This is a genomic window from Rheinheimera sp. (assembly GCF_036782235.1).
In the GTDB taxonomy this organism is placed as follows: Bacteria; Pseudomonadota; Gammaproteobacteria; order Enterobacterales; family Alteromonadaceae; genus Pararheinheimera.
The window spans coordinates 47,013-70,042 of record NZ_DAIPZL010000016.1 but is presented as its reverse complement, the minus strand read 5'-3'; the positions used below and the strand labels follow the sequence as shown (position 1 = coordinate 70,042).

Below are 23,030 nucleotides of genomic sequence, written 5' to 3'. Positions count from 1 at the left end.
ATGCAGCCTGGACTTTGGCTTTGGCCTGATTTTATTTGAACGCTCAGGTGCAAAAGCTGTCCAACTTGCGCTTTTTAAATGAGGTTATTTCATGAAAGACTCAGGGCCGTCAGGGCCTACTCCTGTATTTATTCAGCTGGGTAAAACCCGCAGTGGTGGTGTATTCAGCGTCATTTTGATGCTGTTGGCAGCACTGGCCTTTCTGGTCTTTGGTGTTGGATTACTGATGATTATCGCCACTGTGGCCGTGTTGTTATTGCCCTGGCTGTGGTGGAAAAAAAAGCAGCTGCTGAAAAAAATGCAGCAGATGCAGCAAACCTATGGTGCTGCGGCGCAAGGCAATTCAGCCTATGGCGCACAGCGTGAGCGAAGTGCTTCAGGCGTTATTATTGAAGGTGAAGTCATCGTAAAATCCGAAGCTGTTGATCACAAAGGCTCCTGACAGCATGTTGTACAACATCAGAGCGCTTGTTCTGGCAGGCGCCTTATTGGGAGCTGTGAGAGCCGCTGTTGCCTGTTGTTTGATTTTGCTTACCTAACCCGATATCAGCTCAGTGACTGCCCCTGAAGCCAGGGTAAAATCAGCCTGCTTTTTCGCTTAATTTCCAACAGCACACAATGATATACTCGGTGCTTTGTGAATCAGTTGTTGTGCCTGTGATGATCCCAAAGTTAACGCCCGAACACACCTTACCCGAGATTGTTATTGCTTTTAGCCAGGCCTTAAAAAGCGCTGGTTTTGCCGGTGATATTGAAACCAGTTATGCCGCGAGGCTCGCTGTTGCGACCGACAACAGTGTGTATCAGGCGTTGCCACAGGCAGTGCTGTTACCCCGGCATCTGGCTGATTTACAGCTCATCACGCAAACAGCGCAACAAACACAGTTTCAAAGCCTGAAATTCAGCCCAAGAGGCGGTGGCACCGGCACCAACGGTCAGGCGCTGACGGAACATCTGGTGGTGGATTTGTCACGCCATATGCGCGACATTCTGGAATTTAATGCCAAAGAGCGTTGGGTGCGGGTTCAGGCGGGCGTGATTAAAGATCAGCTCAATGCGTTTTTAAAACCCCATGGTTTTTTCTTTGCCCCGGATTTATCCACCTCAAACCGCGCCACCATAGGTGGCATGATCAATACCGACGCTTCAGGTCAGGGCTCCCTGGTGTATGGCAAAACCAGTGACCATGTGTTGGCGCTTAAAACTGTGCTGATCAGTGGTGATGTGCTGGATACAGCGCCGATGCCGGTGGCAGAAGCCGAAAAGTTTGCGGCACAGCAAAACAACATCGGAGCTATTTACCGTCAGGTGCTTGGCAGCACCCGTGATTACCGCTCAGATATTCTGGCCAAATTCCCACGGCTGAACCGTTTTCTAACAGGTTACGATTTAGAACATGTCTGGAATGAGGATTTAACCCAGTTTGATTTAGGCCGGGTGATCACAGGCTCGGAAGGCTCATTAGGTTTTGTGGCCGAAGCCAAACTGAATGTTACGCCCATTGCACCTTTTAAATGCCTGGTGAATGTCAAATACGACAGTTTTGTCAGTGCGTTAAAAAATGCGCCGTTTTTAGTGGCCGCGCAGGCGACATCGGTAGAAACCGTCGACAGCAAGGTACTGGATTTAGCCCGGCAGGACATCATCTGGCATCAGGTGAAAAACTATATTGAAGACGTGCCCGGCAAAACCATGTTGGGTCTGAATATGGTGGAATACAACGCCGAAGATGAGCAGGACATGCAGCAAAAGGTGGCGGCACTTGAAAGCCGGCTGCAACAGGCATTGGCCGCAGGTGACAGCGGTATTATTGGCTATCAGCTGACCTACGATTTAGGTGCCATCAATCAGATTTATGCGATGCGCAAAAAAGCCGTTGGTTTACTCGGCAATGCCAAAGGTCAGCAAAAACCTTTGCCTTTTGCTGAAGATACAGCGGTGCCGCCTGAGAATCTGGCCGATTTTATTATGGAATTTCGGGCATTGCTCGACAGCCAGGGGCTGAGTTATGGCATGTTTGGCCATGTTGATGCCGGTGTACTGCATGTGCGTCCAGCCCTTGATATGTGTGACCCTGAACAGGAAAAGCTGCTGCGTCAGGTGTCGGATCAGGTGGTGGCACTGACCGCTAAATACGGCGGTTTAATGTGGGGCGAACACGGCAAAGGTTATCGCAGTGAATATGGCCCGGCTTTTTTTGGCGACACCCTCTTTACCGAACTTCGTAAGATTAAAGCCGCCTTTGACCCGGAAAACCGGATGAACCCGGGCAAAATTTGTACGCCGCTGCACAGTCAGGATGCGCTGGTCAGTGTGGATGGGGTAAAACGTGGTTTTTACGATCGGCAAATTCCAATCCAGGTCCGCCAGAGCTTTGATAGCGCCGCCAACTGTAATGGCAATGGCCTGTGTTTTAACTACGAAGAAAATTCGCCGATGTGCCCGTCCAGCAAAATCACTAAAGACCGTCGTCATAGCCCTAAAGGCCGCGCCGGTTTGATGCGTGAATGGCTCAGATTAATGAGCAAGCAGGGTGTTGATGTATTGGCTCAGGAGCAGCAGTTGCTTGCATCGTCCGGTGGCCTGAAAAACTTCGCAACCCGTATTCGCAACAGTATTGGTAAAAAGCGGGGCGAGGCTGACTTTTCCCATGAAGTGATGGAAGCCATGGAAGGATGTCTGGCCTGTAAAGCCTGTGCCGGTCAGTGCCCGATTAAAGTTGATGTGCCTTCGTTCAGAGCGCGTTTTTTACAGCTGTACCACAGCCGTTATTTAAGACCACTGAAAGATTATGTGGTGGCTGGCATTGAACAAAGTGCGCCTAAGCTTGCAAAAATGCCTGGTCTGGTGAACTTTGGCTTACAGTTACGCCCTGTGGCCTGGCTGCTGGAAAAAACCATAGGTTATGTTGATTCACCTTTGCTGTCGGTACCGACTTTGGCACAGCGCATTCAGCACAAATACCAGTTTGATTTAACCCAGCTACAGAGCCTGTCGCTGGCCGAACGGGAAAAACTGGTGCTGTTGGTACAAGATCCATTTACCAGTTTTTACGAAGCAGATTTAGTGGCTGATGCTTTGAGCCTGCTGGAAAAACTCGGTTTTACCCCGGTGTTGTTGCCGTTTTTGCCTAATGGCAAACCTCAGCATGTCAAAGGTTTTTTACGTGAATTTGCCAAAACTGCACAGAACGCCGCTGATTTTCTGAATCAGCTGACCGCGCTTGGCGCTCCTATGCTGGGCCTGGATGCATCTTTAGTGCTGGTGTACCGCGACGAATATGTCAAAGCTTTGGGCGAAAAACGTGGTGATTTTGAGGTGAAGTTGCTGCATGAATGGCTAGTGCAACAACAGTTGCCGGCATTAAACTCCAGCGAGAAATACCGGTTATTCGCCCATTGCACCGAAAAAACCGCTTTGCCAGCCACCGAAAAAAGCTGGCAGCAAATTTTCAGCAAAGCAGGTTTAACCCTGGATGTGGTGGCCGTTGGTTGTTGTGGTATGGCCGGCACTTATGGTCATGAAAAACAAAATCAGCAAAATAGCCGTGCTTTATACGACTTAAGCTGGCAGCAGGCGCTGCAACAAACGGACTTGCAACAGGTGCTGGTGACAGGCTTTTCCTGCCGTAGCCAGGTCAAACGTTATGAAGGGCAAAAGCCGCAACATCCGCTGCAGTTGTTGTTAAAACTGCTGTGATAAATCATGAAGGCGGCATCTGGCAGTAGCTATGGCCGTTGTGGCCGCTATTGCCGCCGTTGAAGTCCAATAAAAAAGCCTGCAGTAGCAGGCTTTTTTTCGCACCTTTGCCAGTGTAACAGCGACAGCCTGAAGTAAAGCTCAGCAGATCTGTGGTAACAGCCTGCCGCGCTGGTTCAGGCAAGGCTGTCGAAGTTGCGCCTGAACCTTTTTCATGTTGTGCACTACACTTGCTGTGTCTTTTACAGCAAAGGGAGTTAAGTATGACGGCAACTATCATAAATCCGGTCGGCTGGTTTGAAATTCCGGTGACGGATATGGAAAAGAGTAAAAAATTTTACCAACAGGTATTTCAGCTGGAGCTGACCATGATGGAAATGGCTTCAGATGTCATGGCGCTTTTTCCTTTTGATCATGGCCAAAGTGGTTGTGGCGGCGCTTTAGTGTTGGGGCCTGAGGCAAAACCTTCCGCCAATGGTACCACAGTGTATTTTCAGACCGCCGATGTCGCGCCCGTGTTGAAACGTGTTGCTGATGCCGGTGGGGAAGTGATGCTGGCAAAAACTGCGATCGGCGAACATGGTTTTATTGGGATCTTTCTTGATCCGGCCGGCAATAAACTGGGTGTGCATAGCATGCAATAAGCCAACGATATGCAACGGCTTTGTTGTGGCTTGTTAGTGCAAACACAAACAACGACAGCAATAAAAAAGGAGCTTTAAAAGCTCCTTTTTGTTTTGGCAGGCTTTGATCTTATTGCAGCTCACAACTGAAACAATAAGAGTAAATGCCATTTGGATCGTTAAACTGGCTAAACTGCGCCACATGCTGTTTTAACTCTGTCATCAGCTGTTGCACTGCTTTGTTTTCTGCAGATGGTGTGATTTCCGGCAGCAAGCCCATGGTTTTGGCTTCACCAAATAACTGTTTTACAAACTGTTGTTGTGGTGTCAGTTCCTGCTCAACCACCCAGACATCAAACTGGCTGAGGCTGGCCTTGCTGGCGGCCGATGCAATGGCATCTTCCAGTGTGCCGAGTTTATCCACCAGACCGAATTCCAGCGCTTTAGTGCCAGTCCAAACGCGGCCCTGGCCAACCTTATCTACTGCGGCTTTGTCGAGGTTGCGGCTAACACCAACGTGAGTGATAAATTCATCGTAACCACGCTCAATCATGCGTTGCAGCAGCTTTTCGGCATCAGCCGGCAAACCTTTAAACAGTGGTAAGCCTGCGCTAAAACCAGCAAGCTCAGTGGTGCCAACACCATCGACATTCAGACCCAGACTACCAACAGCGTTTTCAGCTGTATGCAGCATGGCAAAAATACCGATAGAACCTGTGATGGTGGTCGGGGCTGCCCAGATTTCATTGGCAGGTGCTGCAATCCAATAACCGCCGGAGGCTGCTACAGCGCCCATAGAAGCAATCACTGGTTTACCGGCTGCTTTTAATAAACGGATTTCTTCGGAAATAATTTCGGAAGCAAAAGCACTGCCGCCACCGCTGTCGATACGCAGCACCACGGCTTTCACCTTCTCGTCCAGTCTGGCTTTACGTAGCAATTTAGCCGTACTGTCGCCGCCAATCATACCGGCTTTGGCATTACCATCCACAATGGCGCCGCGTGCCACAACCAGCGCAACCTTGTCGGTTATCGGGTTTGGCATTTGCATTTTTGGGATCACCAGGCTGTGATACTCGTTATAACTCACCTGATTAAAAGTTTTGTTTTCTTTGTCTTCGCCAACCAGTGCAATCAGTTCCTGACGGAATTCTTCGCGGGTTTTTAAGCTATCTACCAGTTTTGCGTCCAGGGCATATTTGGCGATGTCGCCATCGGCTGCGCTGATGCGTTGATACAAGGTAGCAAAACTTTCATCAAAGTTGCTGACGTCAAAACCACGACGGCCGGCAACCTGCTGTTTATAGCTGCTCCATAATTCATTCAGCCAGGCGCTGTTCGCTTCTTTGGCTTCAGGAGACATATCGTCACGCAGGAATGGTTCGACGGCAGATTTATAAGTGCCAACCTTAAATACGTGGGTGCTGATTTTCAGTTTTTCTAATGCACTTTTGTAATACATTGGGTAGCTGCCATAACCCTCCAGCAACACTGTGCCTTTTGGATGCAGGTTAATATTGTCGGCGTAGCTCGCCAGATAATATTGGTTTTGCGCATAAAAAGTGCCTGTAGCCAGTACTTTTTTACCTGCAGCTTTAAATTTCTCCAGCGCACTGCCAACTGACTGCAGTTTATCCAAAGAACCGCGGCCTAAACTGGATAGTTCCAGCACTATGACTTTAATTTTGTCGTCTTTTGTGGCGCGTTCAACCACTTTAACCACATCACGAACCAGCATTTCCGGCGTTTCTTCGCTGCCACCTGCGGCTTGGTTCATCATGGCTTCCACCGGATCCACAAAACGCAGTTCTTCGACCAGATCACCCTTTAAGTTGAGCACCAGTGCGGCAGTTTCAGGAACCTTGACCTTGCTGTCATCCGATAACAACACACTGATAAAACCCACAAAAATAATCAGGAAAATCAGGTTCAGCACTAGATTCCGGACTGTTTTAAACACTTTGAACACTGCGGAAAAAAATCTTCTGAGCAGGCCTGGTCTTTCTAACGACATATCAAACACCTATATAAATACTTCTGTCTGAGCTTAAGATAACGAATTAAGGCAATAAACTTAAACGGAATTTGTAAGAAAATGTTTAATCCTTGTCAGCGCAGTTAAAAGCGGCTAAAGTTCCGCTATTCAACAGGTACGACCAGAAGAGGCCGCAGTGTCTTATCCATATTTATTACAACCTTTAGATCTTGGCTTTACCACTTTAAAAAACCGTGTAGTGATGGGTTCTATGCACACAGGGCTCGAGGAAGAAAAACAAGGTTTTGCCAAACTAGCTGCTTTTTATGCCGAGCGTGCCAAAGGCGGCGTTGGCCTGATTATCACAGGTGGCATCAGTCCTAATTTTCGCGGTAATTTAGTGCCTTTTGGCAGCCAGCTCAGCTGGTTCTGGCAAGCAGGCAAACATAAACAAGTGACAGCTGCCGTGCATCAGTATGGTGCTAAAATTTGTATGCAGCTGCTGCATGCCGGCCGTTATGGTTATCATCCTTTTAGTGTGGCACCCAGCAAAATCCAGTCGCCTATTACCCCTTTTAAACCTGCTGAAATGTCGTCACGCCAGGTGCGCGCTACTATTCATGACTTTGCCTCTTCAGCTCGTCTGGCGCAAAAAGCCGGTTATGACGGTGTGGAAATTATGGGCTCTGAAGGTTATCTGATAAATCAGTTTATTTGTCAGCGCACCAATCAGCGCACCGACGAATGGGGCGGCAGTTTTGACAACAGGTGCCGTTTTGCACTGGAAACGATTCGTCAGGTGCGCGAGTTGTGCGGACCTGATTTTATTATTATCTACCGCTTGTCGATGCTGGATTTAGTCGAAGACGGCAACAGCTACGAAGAAGTGGTGGCGCTGGCAAAACAAGTGGCGCAGGCTGGTGCAACCCTGATCAACACCGGGATCGGCTGGCACGAAGCCCGGGTACCAACTATAGGCACCATGGTACCTCGTGCTGCGTTTAGCTGGATCACCGCCAAAGTGAAGCAGGAAGTGACAATTCCGGTGGTGGCCACCAACCGTATCAATGACCCGCAGGTTGCCGAAGATATTCTGGCAAAGGGCGAGGCTGACCTGGTTTGTATGGCAAGGCCTTTCCTGGCCGATGCCGACTTTGTAAATAAAGCCGCAGCCGGCAAAGCCGATGAAATTAATACCTGTATTGCCTGTAACCAGGCCTGCCTTGACCATGTGTTTCAGAATAAAAGAGCCAGTTGCCTGGTGAATCCACGTGCCTGTTATGAAACTGAACTGAATTTTAACCCGGCACCAGAGCGCAAAAAGATTGCTGTGGTAGGGGCCGGACCTGCCGGTATGGCTTTTAGTGTTTATGCGTCACAGCGTGGCCATCAGGTGACCTTGTTTGATAAAGACGACAAGATTGGCGGTCAGTTTAATTACGCCAAACAGGTACCGGGCAAAGAAGAGTTCCATCAGACCATCCGTTATTTTGAACGAATGTTACAGCTGCATGCGGTGAAGCTTGAGCTTGGCCAGCTGCAAACTGTGGAATCGCTGGCAGCTGGTGGTTTTGATGAAATAGTACTGGCAACCGGCATCCTGCCACGTCAACTCGATTTACCTGGTGCCGATCATCCAAAAGTGCTGAGTTACCTGGATGTACTGCGCGATCATAAAGAAGTTGGAAGCAAGGTTGCGATTATCGGTGCCGGCGGTATTGGTTTTGATGTTGCTGAATATCTGACTGAGCCCTATTCGTTAACCTTGCAGCCTGACGCCTGGCTGAAAGATTGGGGCATTGATAAAAACTATCAGAGTCGCGGTGCTTTATTGCCGGATCAGACGCCTGAAGTGCCACCGCGCAAAGTCTATCTGTTGCAGCGGAAAAACAGCAAAGTGGGCGCAGGTCTTGGCAAAACCACAGGTTGGATCCACCGTGCTTCATTAAAGAAAAAAGCGGTGGATATGCTGTCTGGCGCTCAGTACCTGCGGGTTGATGATGAAGGCCTGTGGGTGGAGCTTGATGGACAACAACGGTGCCTGGATGTCGACAATGTCGTGATCTGTGCAGGCCAGGAGCCACAGCGGGTACTGCAGCAGGGCTTGTTAGACAAAGGTTTGAGTGTACATCTGATAGGCGGTGCTGACGTAGCTGCTGAACTGGATGCAAAAAGAGCCATCCGCCAGGGGGCAGAGCTCGCCGCCCGCATTTAATAAGCACATTCATCATTGGAAACGGCGTTAACAACAGCGCCGTTTTCCAGAAGGACAAACTATCAAACCACCAGCTTTCTGGTGGTTTTTTTATTTGCAGAAAAATTAACCGGATTTTACTTGCCAGCAGGCGGCAGAACGCAGTATTACATTAAAGCAGTCGCATAATTGTATTGTGATGGTGCGAAGCCATGGTGCAGAAAGATCACCTTGCACCAAAAAGGCGCATTTTGTCATACAGTTGCCACAGCAACGACATACACTCAACAACATACAGCGGCGTTAATTCCGGTTATGACAGGATTTATCGGTGTGTGCTTCATCATGGTATTGGCTTTGCAGTGTGTTTAAGCAGCGTTTGGCGCGGCAGCAGAATTATCTGCGTTTTTTGTGTTTAGTTGCAGGCATGCATAAAACAATAAAGGTTTGGGTATAAGGGCTGTTACCTATCAAACGCCGGCAGGCACAGTGATTTGCCACCGGCACTGGTGTTGATTTACAGGGAGTCTCAGATGTCAGGTGTATTAACAATGATTTTGGCTGGTGGAGAAGGCACCAGACTGGCGCCATTAACCGGGATCCGCGCTAAACCTGCAGTGCCTTTTGGTGGTAACTACCGGATCATCGATTTTGTGCTGAATAACTTTGTAAATTCAGACTTATTACAGATCTTCGTTATCACGCAGTTTAAATCCCATTCGCTGATGAAACACTTAAGCCGAGCCTGGCGGGTGACGGGTTTAACCAACAGGTTTATCGACCCAATCCCGGCGCAGATGCAAACAGGTAAACACTGGTATCTGGGCACGGCCGATGCGGTTTATCAGAATTTGCATCTTATTCATGGCCTGGATCCTGAACATGTTTGTGTGTTTGGCGGTGACCATATTTACAAAATGGATGTGCGGCAAATGCTGGATTTTCACCGGCAGCGCAATGCCAAACTGACAGTCGCTGCTATTCCGGTGCCGGTGTCACAAGCCCACGAGTTTGGGGTGATCGAGGTGGATGCTCAGGGCAAAATGATTGGTTTTGAAGAAAAACCCAAATCGAACCCTAAAACTATTCCGGGCAATCCTGATTTTGTGCTGGCGTCTATGGGTAATTATATTTTTGAAGCCCGCTGTCTGGTTGATGTACTGGAAGAAGACGCAGCACAAGCCGATTCCAAACACGATTTTGGTCATAACATCATTCCAAAACTCTTTCCGTCTGGTGATGTGTATGTGTATGACTTTTCAACCAATATTATTAGAGGTGAAAAAGAGGCGGCCTGGGGTTACTGGCGGGACGTGGGCACTATCGACTCTTATTACGAAGCCAATATGGATTTAATTTCTGTGGTGCCGCCCATTGATTTATATAACAAATACTGGCCGCTACGCAGTTATACACCGCCTGTGCCACCGGCCAAGTTTGTGCATGACGAAGCGAACAGAACAGGGCAGGCTATCAGCTCTATGGTGGCGGCAGGTTGTATTGTCAGTGGTTCTATCGTGTACCACTCCATTCTGGGTTATAACGTGCATGTACACAGCCACAGTTATATTGAAAAAAGTGTGCTGATGGGCAACAACGATATTGGTCGGGGTTGCCGTATCCGCCGCGCTATTATTGATAAAGATGTCAAAATTGCGCCAGGCACCATTATTGGCGAAGATCCAGTGCTGGACAGGGAGCGTTTTCACGTGTCCCCTGATGGCGTTGTGGTGATCCCAAAAGGGGCGCTGGTAGGCTTTGATTAAAACAGCAGCCCGTTGTGGCATGCAGGAGCGATAAGGTCGGATGCAAATAGTCTTTTTGTGCAGTGAATTTGAAGGTTTGCTTAAAACCGGCGGTCTAGCTGATGCAACACGCGGCCTGGCGCAGGCGCTTAAGGCAAAAGGGCATCAGGTTACAGTACTGATGCCCCGTTATGGTGCTTTGTATAACCAGGCGCTGCAAAAAGACTGGCAATCCGTTTATGTTGAGCTTGGCACTGAGCGTTATGGTTGTGCCGTGCGGCATCTGGTAAGCGACGGTATTCATGTCGCGCTGATTGAACATCATGATTTTTTTGCCAGACCCAGGCCTTATGATGATGGTGAGTATCCTTATGCCGATAACGCGCTGCGTTTTGCCTTTTTTTGTAAGGCGGCTCTTTATTATCTGAGTGAAAATGGTATCAGCCCTGATGTGATCCATGGCCATGACTGGCAATCAGCCGCTGGTGCTTTATACCTGAAACAAATGCAGCAGCAGGGGCTTTTGCTGCAAAGTCGTTTTGTGTTTACCATTCATAATGCTGCGTATCAACAGGGCATTGCCCTGCATGATTTAGATGTGCTTGGGATGAGCGCAGCGGATTGTCCTGCTAATGTTCCACTGAGTCTGTTAAGTCTTGGTGTGGCGCATTGCAGCAGGCTGAATACTGTCAGCCAAGGTTATCGTGATGAGTTATTGTCTGAGCCTGCCGCCAACGGTTTAAGCCTTTTATATCAGGCAAGACAACAGCAGTTTGCAGGTATTTTGAACGGTTGTGATTATGGCCGCTGGGATCCACAAACGGATCAATCGCTGGTGGCGAACTACCACAAGGATGATTTATCCGGTAAACAACGGTGTAAAACAGAAGTGCGCCGCCAGATGGGACTTGCGGACAACAAGGTTCCGTTGTTTGTGTCCGTCAGCCGGGTGACAGGGCAAAAAGGTTTTGATTATCTGATCCCGGCGCTCAGCCACTGGCTTGCCAGCAGCAATGCCCAGGTGGTGATGATGGGCACAGGTGAGCAAAAATATATTCAGCCACTAAAAGCCTTACAGCAACAATACCCCTTGCAATACCGTTTTATCGAAGGTTTTGATGAAGACTTTTCCCATCAGCTTGAAGCGGCCGGTGATTTTTTTCTGATGCCAAGTTTGTTTGAGCCTTGTGGCCTGAACCAGATTTACAGCCTGCGTTATGGCACTGTGCCTATAGTGCGTGCGACCGGTGGCTTAAAAGATACTGTGCTGGCGCTGCCGGCCCGGGGCGCCACCGGCATCAGTTTTACCGAGCCCGATGTTGAGGCTTTGCTTGGCGCCTTACAACAGGCTGAGGCCTTATATCAGAACAAAGCTAAATATCAGAAAGTACAGCAAAGAGGTATGCAACAATATTTTGGTTGGAGCGAGGCAGCAGAAAAATACCTCAAGATGTACCAACAGGCGAAGTAACAAGGCGCTGTTGCTCGCTTCTTCAGCGTGGATTGTTTAGCGCAGCAGCAATCAGCCCGGAGCGAATGAAAACTATTGTCGTGCTTTGATTTTATTTGCTAGCCTTACAGGGCATTTTTTCAGGGGCTGATGTTATGGATGCTATTACGTTATTAACAACCCGCTATTCTTCTTCACGTTTAACTGAACCGGCACCGGCCGGCGAAGCATTAGAGCTGATAAAACAGGCTGCATTAAAAGTGCCTGATCATGGGGGATTAAAACCCTGGCGTTTTGTAATTTTTCAGGGCAAAAAAGCACTGGCAAAACTGGGTGATATTTTTGCTGAAGCGGCGCTTGAGGAAGATCCTTCTATTGCCAATGAATTACTGGAAAGAGCACGGCAATTACCACTGCGGGCGCCTATGGTCATTGCCTGCATTGCCAAATGTACTGAACACGCCAAAGTGCCGCTGCAGGAGCAGGTACAATCTGCCGCCTGTAGTGTGATGGCAATGCAGCAGGCAGCTTTTGCCCAGGGGTTTGGCGGCATCTGGCGCACCGGCGCTTACGCCCAGTATGAATTTGTAAAACAAGCGCTTGGTCTGGGTGAAGACGACGAAATTGTTGGTTATTTATACCTTGGCACCTGTGCCGGTGAAGCACCACAAAGAGCGATACCGGATACCGCGGAGTTTTTCAGTTATTTTGAATAAAGTCTGACTATTTGCTTTAGCCAAAACCCACCCCTTAAGGAGTGGGTTTTTTCTTGAAAGCAAGTGACCATAAAAAAAGCCATCGTGAAGATGGCTTTTTTATGGTTAAAGCGCAGAGGCTTTGATTAGAAGTCGGCGTTGCCCGGTGTCCGAGGGAAGGCAATCACATCACGGACGTTGCCCACACCAGTGACATAAGACACCAGACGTTCAAAACCTAACCCAAAGCCGGCATGGGGCACTGTGCCGTAACGGCGCAAGTCGCGGTACCAGCTGTAGTCTTCTTTGTTCAGACCCATGGCGTCCATCCGTGCGTCGAGCTGCTCTAAACGCTCTTCACGCTGTGAACCACCGATAATTTCACCAATGCCCGGTGCCAGAATGTCCATGGCAGCAACAGTTTTGCCATCTTCGTTCATGCGCATATAAAAGGCTTTGATGTCTTTTGGATAGTTTTGCAGAATCACAGGGGCGCCAACATGCACTTCAGCTAAATAACGTTCATGTTCAGACTGTAAGTCCACACCCCATTCCACCGGGTATTCAAACTTCTTGCCGCAGGTTTTTAAGATCTCTACCGCTTCGGTGTAATCCATCCGCACAAAGCTTGAGCTGACAATATCCTGTAGACGGCTGATGGCTTTATCGTCAACACGCTCGGCAAAAAATGCCATATCATCGGCACGCTCTTCCAGCACAGCTTTAAATACAAACTTCAGCATGTCTTCTGCAAGCTGTGCCACGTCTTTTAATTCAGCAAAAGCCACTTCTGGCTCAATCATCCAGAATTCAGCTAAGTGACGGGTGGTGTTGGAGTTTTCCGCACGGAAAGTCGGGCCGAAGGTGTACACTTTTGACAAAGCACAAGCGTAGGTTTCAACGTTCAGCTGGCCAGATACAGTTAAGAATGTTTCTTTGCCAAAAAAGTCCTGTTTATAGTCCACTTTGCCTTTATCGTCACGTGGCAGGTTTTCCATATCTAAAGTACTGACGCGGAACATTTCACCAGCGCCTTCAGCATCGGCACCGGTAATAATAGGGGTGCTGATCCAGTAAAAACCACGTTCATGGAAAAAACGGTGAATGGCTTGTGCCAGGCAGTGACGAACGCGGGTAATGGCACCAACCATATTGGTTCTGGCACGCAAATGCGCCTGTTCACGCAGGTATTCCATCGAATGGCGTTTTGGCGCCATAGGGTAAGTATCCGGATTTTCAACAAAACCCAGTACTTCAACCGAATTGGCCTGAATTTCATAAGCCTGACCCTGACCTTCAGAGCGGGCAATAGTACCGGTCACCACCACAGAACAAGCTGTGGTCAGGCGTTTAATATCTGTTTCGTAATTATTTAATTCGGCCGGAGCGACGGCTTGCAGTGCATCAAAACAGCTGCCGTCATGTACGGCGAGGAAAGAAATACCGGCTTTGGAATCACGACGGGTGCGGATCCAGCCTTTGACGGTAACCAGGTCGCCGACTGCATATTTGCCGGCTAAAACATCTTTAATCACTGCATGCGTCATGCAATAGGCTCCAACTTGCTGCGTGTAAACATTTGAATTTAACTTAAGAGGTGTAATCATACGCAGGCGGCGGTTCAACACAAGCAAAAATTGACGGGAAGCCCGATTTGACTGAGCAAAATGTATCATTACCGAAAAAAAACCGCCGTCATGGTCCGGACTGGCTGTTACAAAGCATCAACTGGCTGTCGATTGCCGGTTGGGTGGTGTTTGTGATTGCGATGGGCATTAGTCATCTGGCCAAACCTGAAGTGCAGTTTGGCTTTTTGCAATATCTGAATATTCAGGTGAGGGATTATTGGGATCCCACGCTAACGGCCAGACTGATTTATTTATTGTGGTGGTGCTGCGGCATCAGTCTGTTTAGCTTGTTTTTAAACAGATTCAGGTTAAAACGCGCTGAAGATCACCTGAGTTACAACGTGGTGGTGTTATTGCTGATGTCATCGGCTGTGTTGTTATATCTGGCGTTTATTTTATAAAGCAGGCATTCAGTTTGGTGCACTTAAGGTAGCAATATTGTAAAAATATTGGATGTTAAAATGCGTAATCATATGATTATATTTATTTTATTGGCTCTGTTTGGTTGTGTTCAGGTGCAAACCGGCAACGATGTGATTGATGCCACATCAGCAGTAGCGAGTGGCGTTTACCTGCAGACCCAAGCCGATAAACAAAAAGAAAAATCCGGCAAAGCTGACCCCTTTAGGAAAAAAGATCCCAAAGTCGCCGCAATAGATGAGGCGATCAATAAAGCCCGTGCCAAACAACGGGGTGAGTTACAGCCTGAGTAAAGGCTGCTACAAAATAAATAGGGACCTTTGCGCTTGGTATCAACACAATCAGGCGCCAGGTAAAGGTGCCTGTGTTGTCAGGATAGGTTGTTGACAGACTTTGACTATGGCCTGGGTCAGGGCAGTCAGTTCGCTGCTGCTGATCAAAAAAGGTGGCATCAGGTACAAGAGTTTGCCAAAAGGCCGCACCCAAACCCCGAGCTCAACAAAAAGCCGCTGACATAAAGCCACATCCACATTACCCGTCATTTCTACCACACCCACAGCGCCTAATACCCGCACATCGGCAACCTGCGCTAATAACCTGGCAGGCGCAAGTTCAGTGTTAAGTTGCTGTTCAATGCACTGAACCTGCTGTTGCCATCGATTCTGTGCAATAAGCTTAAGGCTTGCCACTCCCACACTGCAGGCCAGCGGATTGGCCATATAAGTAGGACCGTGCATCAGGGCGCCCGCAATGCCGTCAGCGACTTTATCCGTGCAAAGTGTAGCGGCAAGGGTGATGTACCCACCGCTCAGTGCTTTGCCCAAACACAGAATATCCGGGCTGATGGCTGCATGGTCACAAGCAAATAATTTGCCGGTACGGCCAAAACCTGTGGCAATTTCATCACAAATCAGCAGCACATTAAATTCATTACACAATGCACGGCAAACTTTTAAATACTCTGGATGATACATCCGCATACCGCCGGCGCCCTGCAGCACGGGCTCTATGATCATGGCTGCCAGCGTCTGATGATGGCGCTCAAATAGCTGCCGCAGTTTCTGACCTTCTTCTTCTTGCCATGCGCCGTCAAAGCGGCTTTGTGGTGCTGGCGCGAACAAATGGGGGGTTAGCTGACTGCGAAATAAAGTATGCATGCCATCGTCAGGGTCACATACCGCCATAGCGGCAAAGGTGTCGCCGTGATAAGCCTTACTCAGGCTTAATATTCTGCTCTTGGCCGACACACCCTTTGACAACCAATATTGCAACGCCATTTTTAGCGCCACTTCCACAGCTATAGAGCCGCTGTCAGCAAAAAACACTTTGTTTAAACCAGTTGGCACCATCGACAGTAGCAGTTTGGCTAAATCCACTGCGGGTTGATGCACTATGCCGCCAAACATCACATGGCTCATATTGGCAAGTTGGGTGTTGACAGCAGCGTTGAGCTCTGGGTGGTTATACCCATGCACCGCCGACCACCAGCTGGAGGTGCCGTCTATTAAACTGCGGCCATCTTCCAGAAAAAGCCTGCAACCTTCAGCCCGCACCACAGGGTATACCGGCAATGGATTTTTCAGCGAAGTATAAGGATGCCAGATATGTTCACGGTCAAAAGCAAGATCAATAGCCATAAGTGCTCACAAATTAGCCAGCAGTAAACTTGCGTAACTGGTTGGCGTTGACTTCAAAAGGCAGGCGGCTAGACTAGCGGCAAATTCATCGAACTACAATGCCGCTATTTAAGGCTTACAGGGAAATTTATGTCGAATTCAGCAGTGCGCCACAACTGGACACTCAATGAAGTGAATGCACTTTTTGCGTTGCCTTTTAATGAACTGATGTTTCAGGCACAGCTTGTGCACAGAGCCAACTTTAATCCGCAAGAAGTGCAGGTGAGCACGTTGTTATCGATTAAGACCGGTGCCTGCGCGGAAGACTGCAAATATTGCCCGCAAAGTGGCCACTACAACACCGGCCTCGAGCGGGAACGTCTATTGGAAGTGGAAAAAGTACTGACCCAGGCCAAAGCTGCCAAGGACAAAGGTGCCAGCCGTTTTTGTATGGGCGCCGCTTGGAGCAACCCAAAACAACGTGATATGCCTTACATTATGGAAATGGTGAAAGGGGTTAAAGCCATGGGGCTGGAAACCTGTATGACCCTTGGCAAGCTCGACGCCGGTCAGGCGCGTGAGCTGGCAGAAGCCGGTTTGGATTATTACAACCATAACCTTGATACCTCGCCGGAGTTTTACGGTGAAATTATCACGACCCGCACTTATCAGGACAGGTTAGATACGCTGAGCCATGTGCGTGATGCCGGTATGAAAGTTTGTTGTGGTGGCATTGTTGGTATGGGTGAAAGTGCCAATGACCGCTCAGCGCTGTTAATGCAAATTGCCAATTTACCGGAGCACCCACAAAGTGTGCCTATTAATATGCTGGTGAAGGTGGCAGGTACACCACTGGAAAACGTGGAAGATCTCGATGGTTTTGAGTTTATCCGCACCATTGCCGTTGCCCGTATTATGTTGCCAAAAAGCCATGTGCGTTTATCGGCCGGCCGTTCACGGATGAATGAGCAAATGCAGGCGTTATGTTTTATGGCTGGCGCCAACTCAATTTTTTACGGTGACAAACTGTTAACCACAGAAAACCCGGAAGCAGACGCCGATATGCAGCTTTTTGCCAAACTTGGGTTAAAACCTGAACAGCGTCATGATGTGTCGGATGAAGCTTATGAAGCTGCCATGGCCGATGCCATACAGGAACAAAATATTCCATCGTTATTTCATGTGGCCAGCTGATGTATAACCAGCCGGACAGAGGGCAAATCAGGTGCAAATAGCTCAAATGCAGCAGCTGTTGGCAGAGCGTGAGCAGGCGGGGCTTTTGCGCCGGTTAAAAACGGCGCAGCAAGTGAGTGGCCGTTTTATCCGTTATCAGCACCGCGAACTTTTGAACTTTTCCGGCAATGATTACCTCGGCCTGGCTACTGCGCCTGAAGTTGTGACTGCACTGCAGCAAGGTGCCGCCGATTATGGGGTTGGCAGCAGTGGCTCACCGCTGGTCTGTGGTCAGCAGGCACCCCATCAGGCACTTTGTGATGAAATTTGCGACTGGCTTAATGTAGAGGCAGTGTTGTTATTCAGCTCAGGCTTTGCCGCTAATCAGGCAATGTTATTGGGGTTGGCTGGCGCGGATGAAACTTTATTGCTGGATAAACTCAGCCATGCCTCAATGATTGATGCGGCGTTGCAGCATCAGGGCGGGTATCAGCGTTTTTTGCACAATAATTTGGGCTCACTGCAAAAGCTGCTGCAAAAACACGGCAACAAAACCGTGGTTGCCACCGAAGGTGTGTTTAGCATGGATGGTGACAGCCCGGATCTGAGGCAATTAACACTGTTATGTCAGCAGTATCAGGCGCCATTGTTACTGGATGACGCCCATGGTTTGGGTGTATTTGGCCCTGAAGGTGCGGGTTCTTTGGCCGCAGCTGGCCTTGCCACCAGCAACAGTCAGTGTTTGATGGCCAATTTTGGCAAAGCGCTGGGCGGCCAGGGAGGTTTTCTTGCGACCAGCAGCTTAGTGGCAGATTATCTAACCCAGAGTGCCCGCCATTTTATTTACAGCACGGCCTTGTCGCCGGCGCTTGCAGTTGCGATGCGCCAGAGTATTCAGCTGTGCCGCAGCCAACAGTGGCGGCGCGATAAACTGATGGACAATATTCAGTATTGCCGCGAGCTGGCGGCGCAGTTTGAGCTCAAACTGTTGCCATCCACAAGTGCAATTCAGCCTTTGTTGATTGGTGATAACCACAAAGCGATGCGGGTCAGTCAGCAACTGGCAGAAAAAGGTATTTGGCTGAGCGCCATCCGCTCGCCGACAGTGCCAATACATCAGGCCAGATTACGTATTACCCTCAGTGCGCTGCAGAAAAAAGAGGATTTAAAGCGGCTCTTTACCACACTGAAGGAGTTGTTATGACGGCCATTTGTATTAAGGCTTCAGGCGCAGCAGCTGTACCTGCACAAATAGCAACAGTTTGTGCGATGCCTGACTCAGTTCAGACAGTCGCAACAGCGGATCCCCAAATCCGCCGGCATTTTGATAAAGCGGCACAAAGTTACCGGCAGGGGGCTTGTCTGCAGCAGCAGGTTGCCACCGATTTACTGGCGCTGCTGGCCAGCACGCCGCAGCTGTATCGCTCCCAAGCCAGAATGTTGGATTTAGGCTCTGGTCCGGGCTGGTTGCACCCCGAGCTAAAAAAACACTGTAATGAGCTTTGGGCGGCAGATTTAAGCGAAGCCATGCTGGCCGAGGCCGAAACATTGCACCTTGCCAGTCGTTATATTCAGGCCGATGCCGCTGCGCTGCCTCTGCCGGCGCATAGTGTCAGCTGTATTTTCAGTAGCCTGATGCTGCAATGGTGCCCAAAGCCGGAGGCAGTATTTGCCGAGTGTTACCGGCTATTAGAACCCGGCGGTCAGTTGTATCTGAGCACCCTGGTGACGGATTCCATGGCGGAGTTTCAGCAAAGCTGGGCCCAGGTGGATGATAAACCTCATCAGTTGGCCTTTTTGCCATCAGAGGCGCTGCTAAAAGCGGTCAAAGCGCAGGGGTTTAGCTGTCAGAGTCAGCAGTTGACCTATCAGTTGTTTTATCCGGATGTGCTGCATCTTTCGCGTAGTTTTAAACAAATTGGTGCCAATTTTGTGGCAGGTCGCGCCAACACTGGCCTTGGCGGGAAAAAACGCTGGGCTGCTTTTGCCAGTGCCTATGAAAAGTTTCGTACTACCCAAGGTTTGCCACTCAGTTATCAGGTGCTGCAAATAGTGGCCACCAAATCAAGCTGACATACGTTTAATTGATGTTTATAGCGGGTTTTAAAGCATACCGCTTGCCCCTTATCAGGATCTGTCCATGCAATCTGTTTTTATTACCGCAACCGACACTGATGCCGGTAAAACTTTTATCAGCAGTGTGCTACTGAAAGGTTTTGCCAGGCTGAATATTCCGGCTATTGGCCTCAAACCCATAGCGGCCGGTGTTGATGCAGATGGCAAAAATGCCGATGCCAAAATGCTGCAGACTTTGTCAGCGCTGGCGCTTAGCTACGCCAGTGTAAACCCTGTGCTATTTGACGAGCCGGTAGCGCCACATCTGGCGGCAACTTTACATCAAACCCGCATCAATACCGCAGTGCTGGATGCGCAGCTTGTTGAGACAGCGAAGCTGCCGGTTAAGCTTCGGCTGATTGAAGGCGCAGGTGGCTGGTTATTACCGCTTGATGATCACAGTTATCTTGCCGATTGGGTGCTGGCGCAAAAATTACCAGTGTTACTGGTGGTGGGCATGAAGCTTGGGTGCCTGAACCACGCCATGCTGACAGCGCGGGAGCTGGAGCGCTCGGGGGCCAGGGTGCTTGGCTGGGTTGCCAACTGTGTCGACCCACAGATGTTATTGCTCAACGAAAATATTGCCGATTTACAACAACGTTTACCCTGGCCTTGTCTTGGTGTGATGCCTTATCAGCCGTCTGCTACAGCTAATCAGGAAACGACGCTTGCAGAGCAACAGACAGCACTGGCCCAAGCGTTGGCAAACACACTGTCATTGACATAACAGTGGCTTGCCATGGCTGCCTGTACTTCAGAGCAGTAAAAATGCCGACAAATCAGCCCCCGGCAGCAGTGCGGTTTTACTGCCACCGATAAATAAATAACCGTCGCTCTGGCCTTGATAGGTTAAAGCAGCGCCATCGCGCACTAATGCTGTGCCTTCAGGCAGAGCAATGACCGCAGTCTCTGGATTTAACTGCATAAACTCGCCAAGGCGCATATCGCGGGTTTCACCATGAAAACCTTCAGGTTTGTAGTCGCTGTAATGGGGGTTTAGTTGCAGCGGCAATAAATCCAGAGCGGTAAAAGAAGGTGGCTCTACCACCGGCATATCATTGGTGGTGCGGATACTGAGCCCGGCAATATTAGAGCCTGCGCTCCAGCCAACATAAGGCACGCCTTTATTCACCTGGGCTCTGATCTGGTCAATCAAGCCATGGCGGTACAACTGCTGTAATAACACAAAAGTGTTGCCACCACCGACCACAATCGCCTCTGCCTGTTGCACGGCCTGCAGCGGATCTGCGTGTTGGTGAATACTATCCACTTGAATATCAATGGCTGAAAATGCCTGTTGAACCATCTGTTGATACGCATCGTAACTGAGGCTAACAGCGGCATATGGAATAAATAACACAGTCGCAACGCCCTGCAGATGGCTGGCAATCTGCGCCAGGTTAGGCGCCAGATAAGCACTATTGCCGGCGCGGGACGAACTTAATAACAATAATTTCATACGGACTCCATCAGGGATAAAACGCCACAGTGGCAGCAGACCTGACATCAACCTTTACAAATCAGGCACAAGCCAAGGTTGAAAACTAACGGTAAGCCCATATAGTAGCAACATCAAATGAAGTAACCGAGGTATTTATGAAGCGTATAGTGCTGTTTTTATTGACCAACTTAGCTGTGATGCTGGTGTTGTCTGTGGTTTTAAGCATCATTTTTAAAGTGTTTGGTATCGATCGCAGCAGCATGGGCGGTTTGTTGGTGCTGGCCGCCGTTTTTGGTTTTGGTGGTTCTTTTATCTCGCTGGCCATGTCGAAATGGATGGCCAAACGTTCTACTGGCGCAGTGGTGATTGAACAACCCCGCAATGCCACTGAGCAATGGCTGATGAGCACTGTGGCCCGTCAGGCACAACAAGCCGGTATTGGCATGCCAGAAGTTGCCATCTATGACTCACCGGAAATGAACGCTTTTGCCACAGGCATGAACCGCAACAACGCGCTGGTTGCCGTCAGCACAGGTTTATTACGCAATATGCGTGAAGACGAAGTGGAAGCCGTGCTGGCGCACGAAGTGTCACACGTGGCTAATGGCGACATGGTGACACTGACGCTGATCCAGGGTGTGGTGAATACCTTTGTGATTTTCCTGGCCCGTTTAATTGCCGGTGCTATTTCCAATGCTGGCCGCAGCAGTGATGAAGAGTCGTCCAGCGGTGGTTTTGCCTATATGATGACTGTGATAGTGTTGGAAATGATTTTTGGTGTGCTGGCCAGCATCATCGTGATGTGGTTCTCACGCCAACGTGAATACCGCGCTGACGCAGGTGCAGCCAAACTGGTGGGTGCCAATAAAATGGTGGCGGCGTTGGAACGTCTGCGTAATAACCATGAAAGCCAGCTAGAAGGTTCAATGATGGCTTTTGGTATTGCTAACAAACCTGCCGCTTCTGAGCTTTTTATGAGCCACCCACCACTGGAAAAACGCATTGAAGCTTTGCGCCAACAGCGTTAAATAAAAAATATACAGCCCCAGTCTCTGGCACTGAGGGAGTCAAAACGGGTTGCCTTGGCAACCCGTTTTTTTTGCTGACCTTGGGTGTTTACAATTTTCTTTGGCTGTGAAACAGTGTGAAACAATTGCGATTCAGTCACTTGGCTGTTTCATTTTCTGATTTGTTCTGGCAACTTTAGAAAATAACCAGAGTCACAGAACGAACAAAAGCTGAGTTTTGCAAGTCCGGTGTGCCGGCGCAAAGCGAACATCAACAACGGTTGTGCTGGTTCAGGATAAAACCAATGCCGGAAACATCCGTTTAAGGAGCAATAATGAAACCCTGGATTTTCTTTTTTGTATTGCTAAGCGCCTTGTTAAGTGGTTGTGCCTCACATCAGGGCAAAAGTGTATCGCAACAGCGTCAGGCTATTGAAAATATGCGTGCAGAAACCCTGAATACGCTGTACCGGCAAAAACCTTATGCTGCCGATACCATCGAACGTTCTGCCGGATATGCGGTGTTTAGCAATGCGAATGTGAATCTGCTGTTTGCCAGTGCCGGTGGGGGTTATGGTGTAGTACACAGCAATAATGGCACTGTCACTTACATGAAAATGGGGGAATTGGGTTTAGGCCTGGGTTTAGGGGCTAAAGATTATCGTCTGGTGTTTGTGTTCCATACCAAAGACGCACTGCGCCGTTTTGTAGAGCATGGCTGGGCTTTTGGTGGGCAGCTGGACGCAGCTGCCAAGGCCAAGGATAAAGGTGACGCCATAGGTGGCGAGATTACAGTTGATAGCATCACTATTTATCAGCTGACAGAGTCAGGCCTTGCTTTGCAGGCCACTATTAAAGGTACTAAATTCTGGCGTGATGACTCGTTAAATTAATACCCTGCGCTGGCGCTTACTCGCTTGTGCAGACCAAGCTGGACACAGCAATCACAAAAGGAGGCTTTATGCCTGTAAATGCTGATCTGAATGCCGAAATCCGTATTCTGAATTTATTTAATTTAGACAGTAGCCTTGAGGGCATCAAAGCCCATAAAGACGCCGACGACGCCAGTAAAGCCGCTATTGCCAGGCTTTATCACAAAGGACTGGTAACCCAGGAAGATGGTGGTTACCTGACCGATCTTGGCCGAACCTGCGCCGAACATATTCAGGTGGCACTGCGCATTCTGGCCGTAAAAACTGAGGTTTAAACAGCACTGCGCTCTGATAAAATAACTTTCCAATCACAACGC

The 23,030-nt window shown here is 49.2% G+C and carries 20 protein-coding genes; 16 read left to right on the top strand and 4 right to left on the bottom strand.

What is annotated here, in order from left to right; all coding sequences use genetic code 11:
- Positions 1-91: 91 nt before the first annotated feature.
- The 3 genes from V7P87_RS14740 to V7P87_RS14730 all read left to right on the top strand — a co-directional run bounded on the left by V7P87_RS14740 (position 92) and on the right by V7P87_RS14730 (position 4,343).
- Entirely contained in the window at positions 92-442 is a 351-nt protein-coding gene (locus V7P87_RS14740) for a hypothetical protein (RefSeq protein WP_333798105.1), read from the top strand.
- Positions 443-660: 218 nt separating this feature from the next.
- Positions 661-3,699 carry a D-2-hydroxyglutarate dehydrogenase YdiJ gene (ydiJ, locus tag V7P87_RS14735; RefSeq protein WP_333798104.1) on the top strand — a complete coding sequence of 1,013 codons (3,039 nt, stop codon included), beginning with the start codon at positions 661-663 and terminating at the stop codon, positions 3,697-3,699.
- Positions 3,700-3,962: 263 nt separating this feature from the next.
- Complete coding sequence (locus V7P87_RS14730; RefSeq protein ID WP_333798103.1) at positions 3,963-4,343, top strand: VOC family protein; 381 nt, start codon at positions 3,963-3,965, stop codon at positions 4,341-4,343.
- A gap of 109 nt (positions 4,344-4,452) precedes the next feature.
- Here V7P87_RS14730 and sppA read toward each other — a convergent pair whose 3' ends face one another.
- Complete coding sequence (gene sppA, locus V7P87_RS14725) at positions 4,453-6,336, bottom strand: signal peptide peptidase SppA (protein WP_333798102.1); 1,884 nt, start codon at positions 6,334-6,336, stop codon at positions 4,453-4,455.
- A gap of 157 nt (positions 6,337-6,493) precedes the next feature.
- Here sppA and V7P87_RS14720 point away from each other — a divergent pair, with 157 nt between their 5' ends.
- The 4 genes from V7P87_RS14720 (at position 6,494) to V7P87_RS14705 (ending at position 12,402) form a co-directional block, all read left to right on the top strand.
- Positions 6,494-8,512 carry an NADPH-dependent 2,4-dienoyl-CoA reductase gene (locus V7P87_RS14720; RefSeq protein ID WP_333798101.1) on the top strand — a complete coding sequence of 673 codons (2,019 nt, stop codon included), beginning with the start codon at positions 6,494-6,496 and terminating at the stop codon, positions 8,510-8,512.
- 512 nt (positions 8,513-9,024) lie between these two features.
- Positions 9,025-10,257 carry a glucose-1-phosphate adenylyltransferase gene (glgC, locus tag V7P87_RS14715; RefSeq protein ID WP_296298854.1) on the top strand — a complete coding sequence of 411 codons (1,233 nt, stop codon included), beginning with the start codon at positions 9,025-9,027 and terminating at the stop codon, positions 10,255-10,257.
- Between the two features lie 40 nt (positions 10,258-10,297).
- Positions 10,298-11,707 carry a glycogen synthase gene (locus V7P87_RS14710; RefSeq protein ID WP_333798100.1) on the top strand — a complete coding sequence of 470 codons (1,410 nt, stop codon included), beginning with the start codon at positions 10,298-10,300 and terminating at the stop codon, positions 11,705-11,707.
- Between the two features lie 134 nt (positions 11,708-11,841).
- Positions 11,842-12,402: an NAD(P)H nitroreductase gene (locus V7P87_RS14705; protein WP_260657849.1), complete on the top strand. Its 561-nt coding sequence runs from the start codon at positions 11,842-11,844 to the stop codon at positions 12,400-12,402.
- A 125-nt stretch (positions 12,403-12,527) separates the two neighbouring features.
- Here V7P87_RS14705 and asnS read toward each other — a convergent pair whose 3' ends face one another.
- Positions 12,528-13,928 carry an asparagine--tRNA ligase gene (asnS, locus tag V7P87_RS14700; RefSeq protein WP_296298850.1) on the bottom strand — a complete coding sequence of 467 codons (1,401 nt, stop codon included), beginning with the start codon at positions 13,926-13,928 and terminating at the stop codon, positions 12,528-12,530.
- 107 nt (positions 13,929-14,035) lie between these two features.
- On the opposite strand from asnS, the gene V7P87_RS14695 reads away from it, so the two are divergent.
- Complete coding sequence (locus V7P87_RS14695) at positions 14,036-14,410, top strand: hypothetical protein (protein ID WP_333798099.1); 375 nt, start codon at positions 14,036-14,038, stop codon at positions 14,408-14,410.
- 60 nt (positions 14,411-14,470) lie between these two features.
- Entirely contained in the window at positions 14,471-14,722 is a 252-nt protein-coding gene (locus V7P87_RS14690; protein ID WP_333798098.1) for a hypothetical protein, read from the top strand.
- A 48-nt stretch (positions 14,723-14,770) separates the two neighbouring features.
- Here the strand turns inward: V7P87_RS14690 and bioA are convergent, their stop codons facing one another.
- Positions 14,771-16,066, bottom strand: coding sequence for an adenosylmethionine--8-amino-7-oxononanoate transaminase (gene bioA / locus V7P87_RS14685; protein ID WP_333798097.1), 1,296 nt, complete (start codon positions 16,064-16,066; stop codon positions 14,771-14,773).
- Positions 16,067-16,195: 129 nt separating this feature from the next.
- On the opposite strand from bioA, the gene bioB reads away from it, so the two are divergent.
- The 4 genes from bioB to bioD all read left to right on the top strand — a co-directional run bounded on the left by bioB (position 16,196) and on the right by bioD (position 20,060).
- A complete protein-coding gene (gene bioB / locus V7P87_RS14680; protein WP_333798096.1) occupies positions 16,196-17,239 on the top strand; it encodes a biotin synthase BioB in 1,044 nt (347 codons plus the stop codon).
- A 46-nt stretch (positions 17,240-17,285) separates the two neighbouring features.
- Positions 17,286-18,422 (top strand): aminotransferase class I/II-fold pyridoxal phosphate-dependent enzyme, encoded by a 1,137-nt coding sequence (locus V7P87_RS14675; RefSeq protein ID WP_333798095.1) that lies wholly within the window; start codon positions 17,286-17,288, stop codon positions 18,420-18,422.
- Complete coding sequence (gene bioC / locus V7P87_RS14670) at positions 18,419-19,291, top strand: malonyl-ACP O-methyltransferase BioC (RefSeq protein ID WP_333798094.1); 873 nt, start codon at positions 18,419-18,421, stop codon at positions 19,289-19,291. The genes V7P87_RS14675 and bioC overlap by 4 nt, the downstream gene beginning before the upstream one ends.
- 67 nt (positions 19,292-19,358) lie before the next feature.
- Positions 19,359-20,060, top strand: coding sequence for a dethiobiotin synthase (gene bioD, locus V7P87_RS14665; protein WP_333798093.1), 702 nt, complete (start codon positions 19,359-19,361; stop codon positions 20,058-20,060).
- A gap of 27 nt (positions 20,061-20,087) precedes the next feature.
- On the opposite strand, the gene pepE is transcribed toward bioD, so the two are convergent.
- Positions 20,088-20,792 carry a dipeptidase PepE gene (gene pepE / locus V7P87_RS14660; RefSeq protein ID WP_333798092.1) on the bottom strand — a complete coding sequence of 235 codons (705 nt, stop codon included), beginning with the start codon at positions 20,790-20,792 and terminating at the stop codon, positions 20,088-20,090.
- Between the two features lie 137 nt (positions 20,793-20,929).
- Here pepE and htpX point away from each other — a divergent pair, with 137 nt between their 5' ends.
- The 3 genes from htpX (at position 20,930) to V7P87_RS14645 (ending at position 22,988) form a co-directional block, all read left to right on the top strand.
- Positions 20,930-21,802 carry a protease HtpX gene (gene htpX / locus V7P87_RS14655; RefSeq protein ID WP_333798091.1) on the top strand — a complete coding sequence of 291 codons (873 nt, stop codon included), beginning with the start codon at positions 20,930-20,932 and terminating at the stop codon, positions 21,800-21,802.
- A 314-nt stretch (positions 21,803-22,116) separates the two neighbouring features.
- Complete coding sequence (locus V7P87_RS14650) at positions 22,117-22,674, top strand: YSC84-related protein (protein ID WP_333798090.1); 558 nt, start codon at positions 22,117-22,119, stop codon at positions 22,672-22,674.
- A 68-nt stretch (positions 22,675-22,742) separates the two neighbouring features.
- Positions 22,743-22,988: a TIGR02647 family protein gene (locus tag V7P87_RS14645; protein WP_333798089.1), complete on the top strand. Its 246-nt coding sequence runs from the start codon at positions 22,743-22,745 to the stop codon at positions 22,986-22,988.
- Positions 22,989-23,030: the final 42 nt, after the last annotated feature.

Coding starts and splice junctions, on each gene's coding strand:
- bioB (WP_333798096.1), top strand. CDS start 16,196: ATGTCGAATTCAGCAGTGCGCCACAACTGGACACTCAATGAAGTGAAT.
- htpX (WP_333798091.1), top strand. CDS start 20,930: ATGAAGCGTATAGTGCTGTTTTTATTGACCAACTTAGCTGTGATGCTG.
- V7P87_RS14675 (WP_333798095.1), top strand. CDS start 17,286: ATGCAGCAGCTGTTGGCAGAGCGTGAGCAGGCGGGGCTTTTGCGCCGG.
- V7P87_RS14645 (WP_333798089.1), top strand. CDS start 22,743: ATGCCTGTAAATGCTGATCTGAATGCCGAAATCCGTATTCTGAATTTA.
- glgC (WP_296298854.1), top strand. CDS start 9,025: ATGTCAGGTGTATTAACAATGATTTTGGCTGGTGGAGAAGGCACCAGA.
- ydiJ (WP_333798104.1), top strand. CDS start 661: ATGATCCCAAAGTTAACGCCCGAACACACCTTACCCGAGATTGTTATT.
- bioC (WP_333798094.1), top strand. CDS start 18,419: ATGACGGCCATTTGTATTAAGGCTTCAGGCGCAGCAGCTGTACCTGCA.
- V7P87_RS14705 (WP_260657849.1), top strand. CDS start 11,842: ATGGATGCTATTACGTTATTAACAACCCGCTATTCTTCTTCACGTTTA.
- bioD (WP_333798093.1), top strand. CDS start 19,359: ATGCAATCTGTTTTTATTACCGCAACCGACACTGATGCCGGTAAAACT.
- bioA (WP_333798097.1), bottom strand. CDS start 16,066: ATGGCTATTGATCTTGCTTTTGACCGTGAACATATCTGGCATCCTTAT.
- V7P87_RS14730 (WP_333798103.1), top strand. CDS start 3,963: ATGACGGCAACTATCATAAATCCGGTCGGCTGGTTTGAAATTCCGGTG.
- V7P87_RS14740 (WP_333798105.1), top strand. CDS start 92: ATGAAAGACTCAGGGCCGTCAGGGCCTACTCCTGTATTTATTCAGCTG.
- asnS (WP_296298850.1), bottom strand. CDS start 13,928: ATGACGCATGCAGTGATTAAAGATGTTTTAGCCGGCAAATATGCAGTC.
- V7P87_RS14710 (WP_333798100.1), top strand. CDS start 10,298: ATGCAAATAGTCTTTTTGTGCAGTGAATTTGAAGGTTTGCTTAAAACC.
- V7P87_RS14690 (WP_333798098.1), top strand. CDS start 14,471: ATGCGTAATCATATGATTATATTTATTTTATTGGCTCTGTTTGGTTGT.
- sppA (WP_333798102.1), bottom strand. CDS start 6,336: ATGTCGTTAGAAAGACCAGGCCTGCTCAGAAGATTTTTTTCCGCAGTG.
- V7P87_RS14650 (WP_333798090.1), top strand. CDS start 22,117: ATGAAACCCTGGATTTTCTTTTTTGTATTGCTAAGCGCCTTGTTAAGT.
- pepE (WP_333798092.1), bottom strand. CDS start 20,792: ATGAAATTATTGTTATTAAGTTCGTCCCGCGCCGGCAATAGTGCTTAT.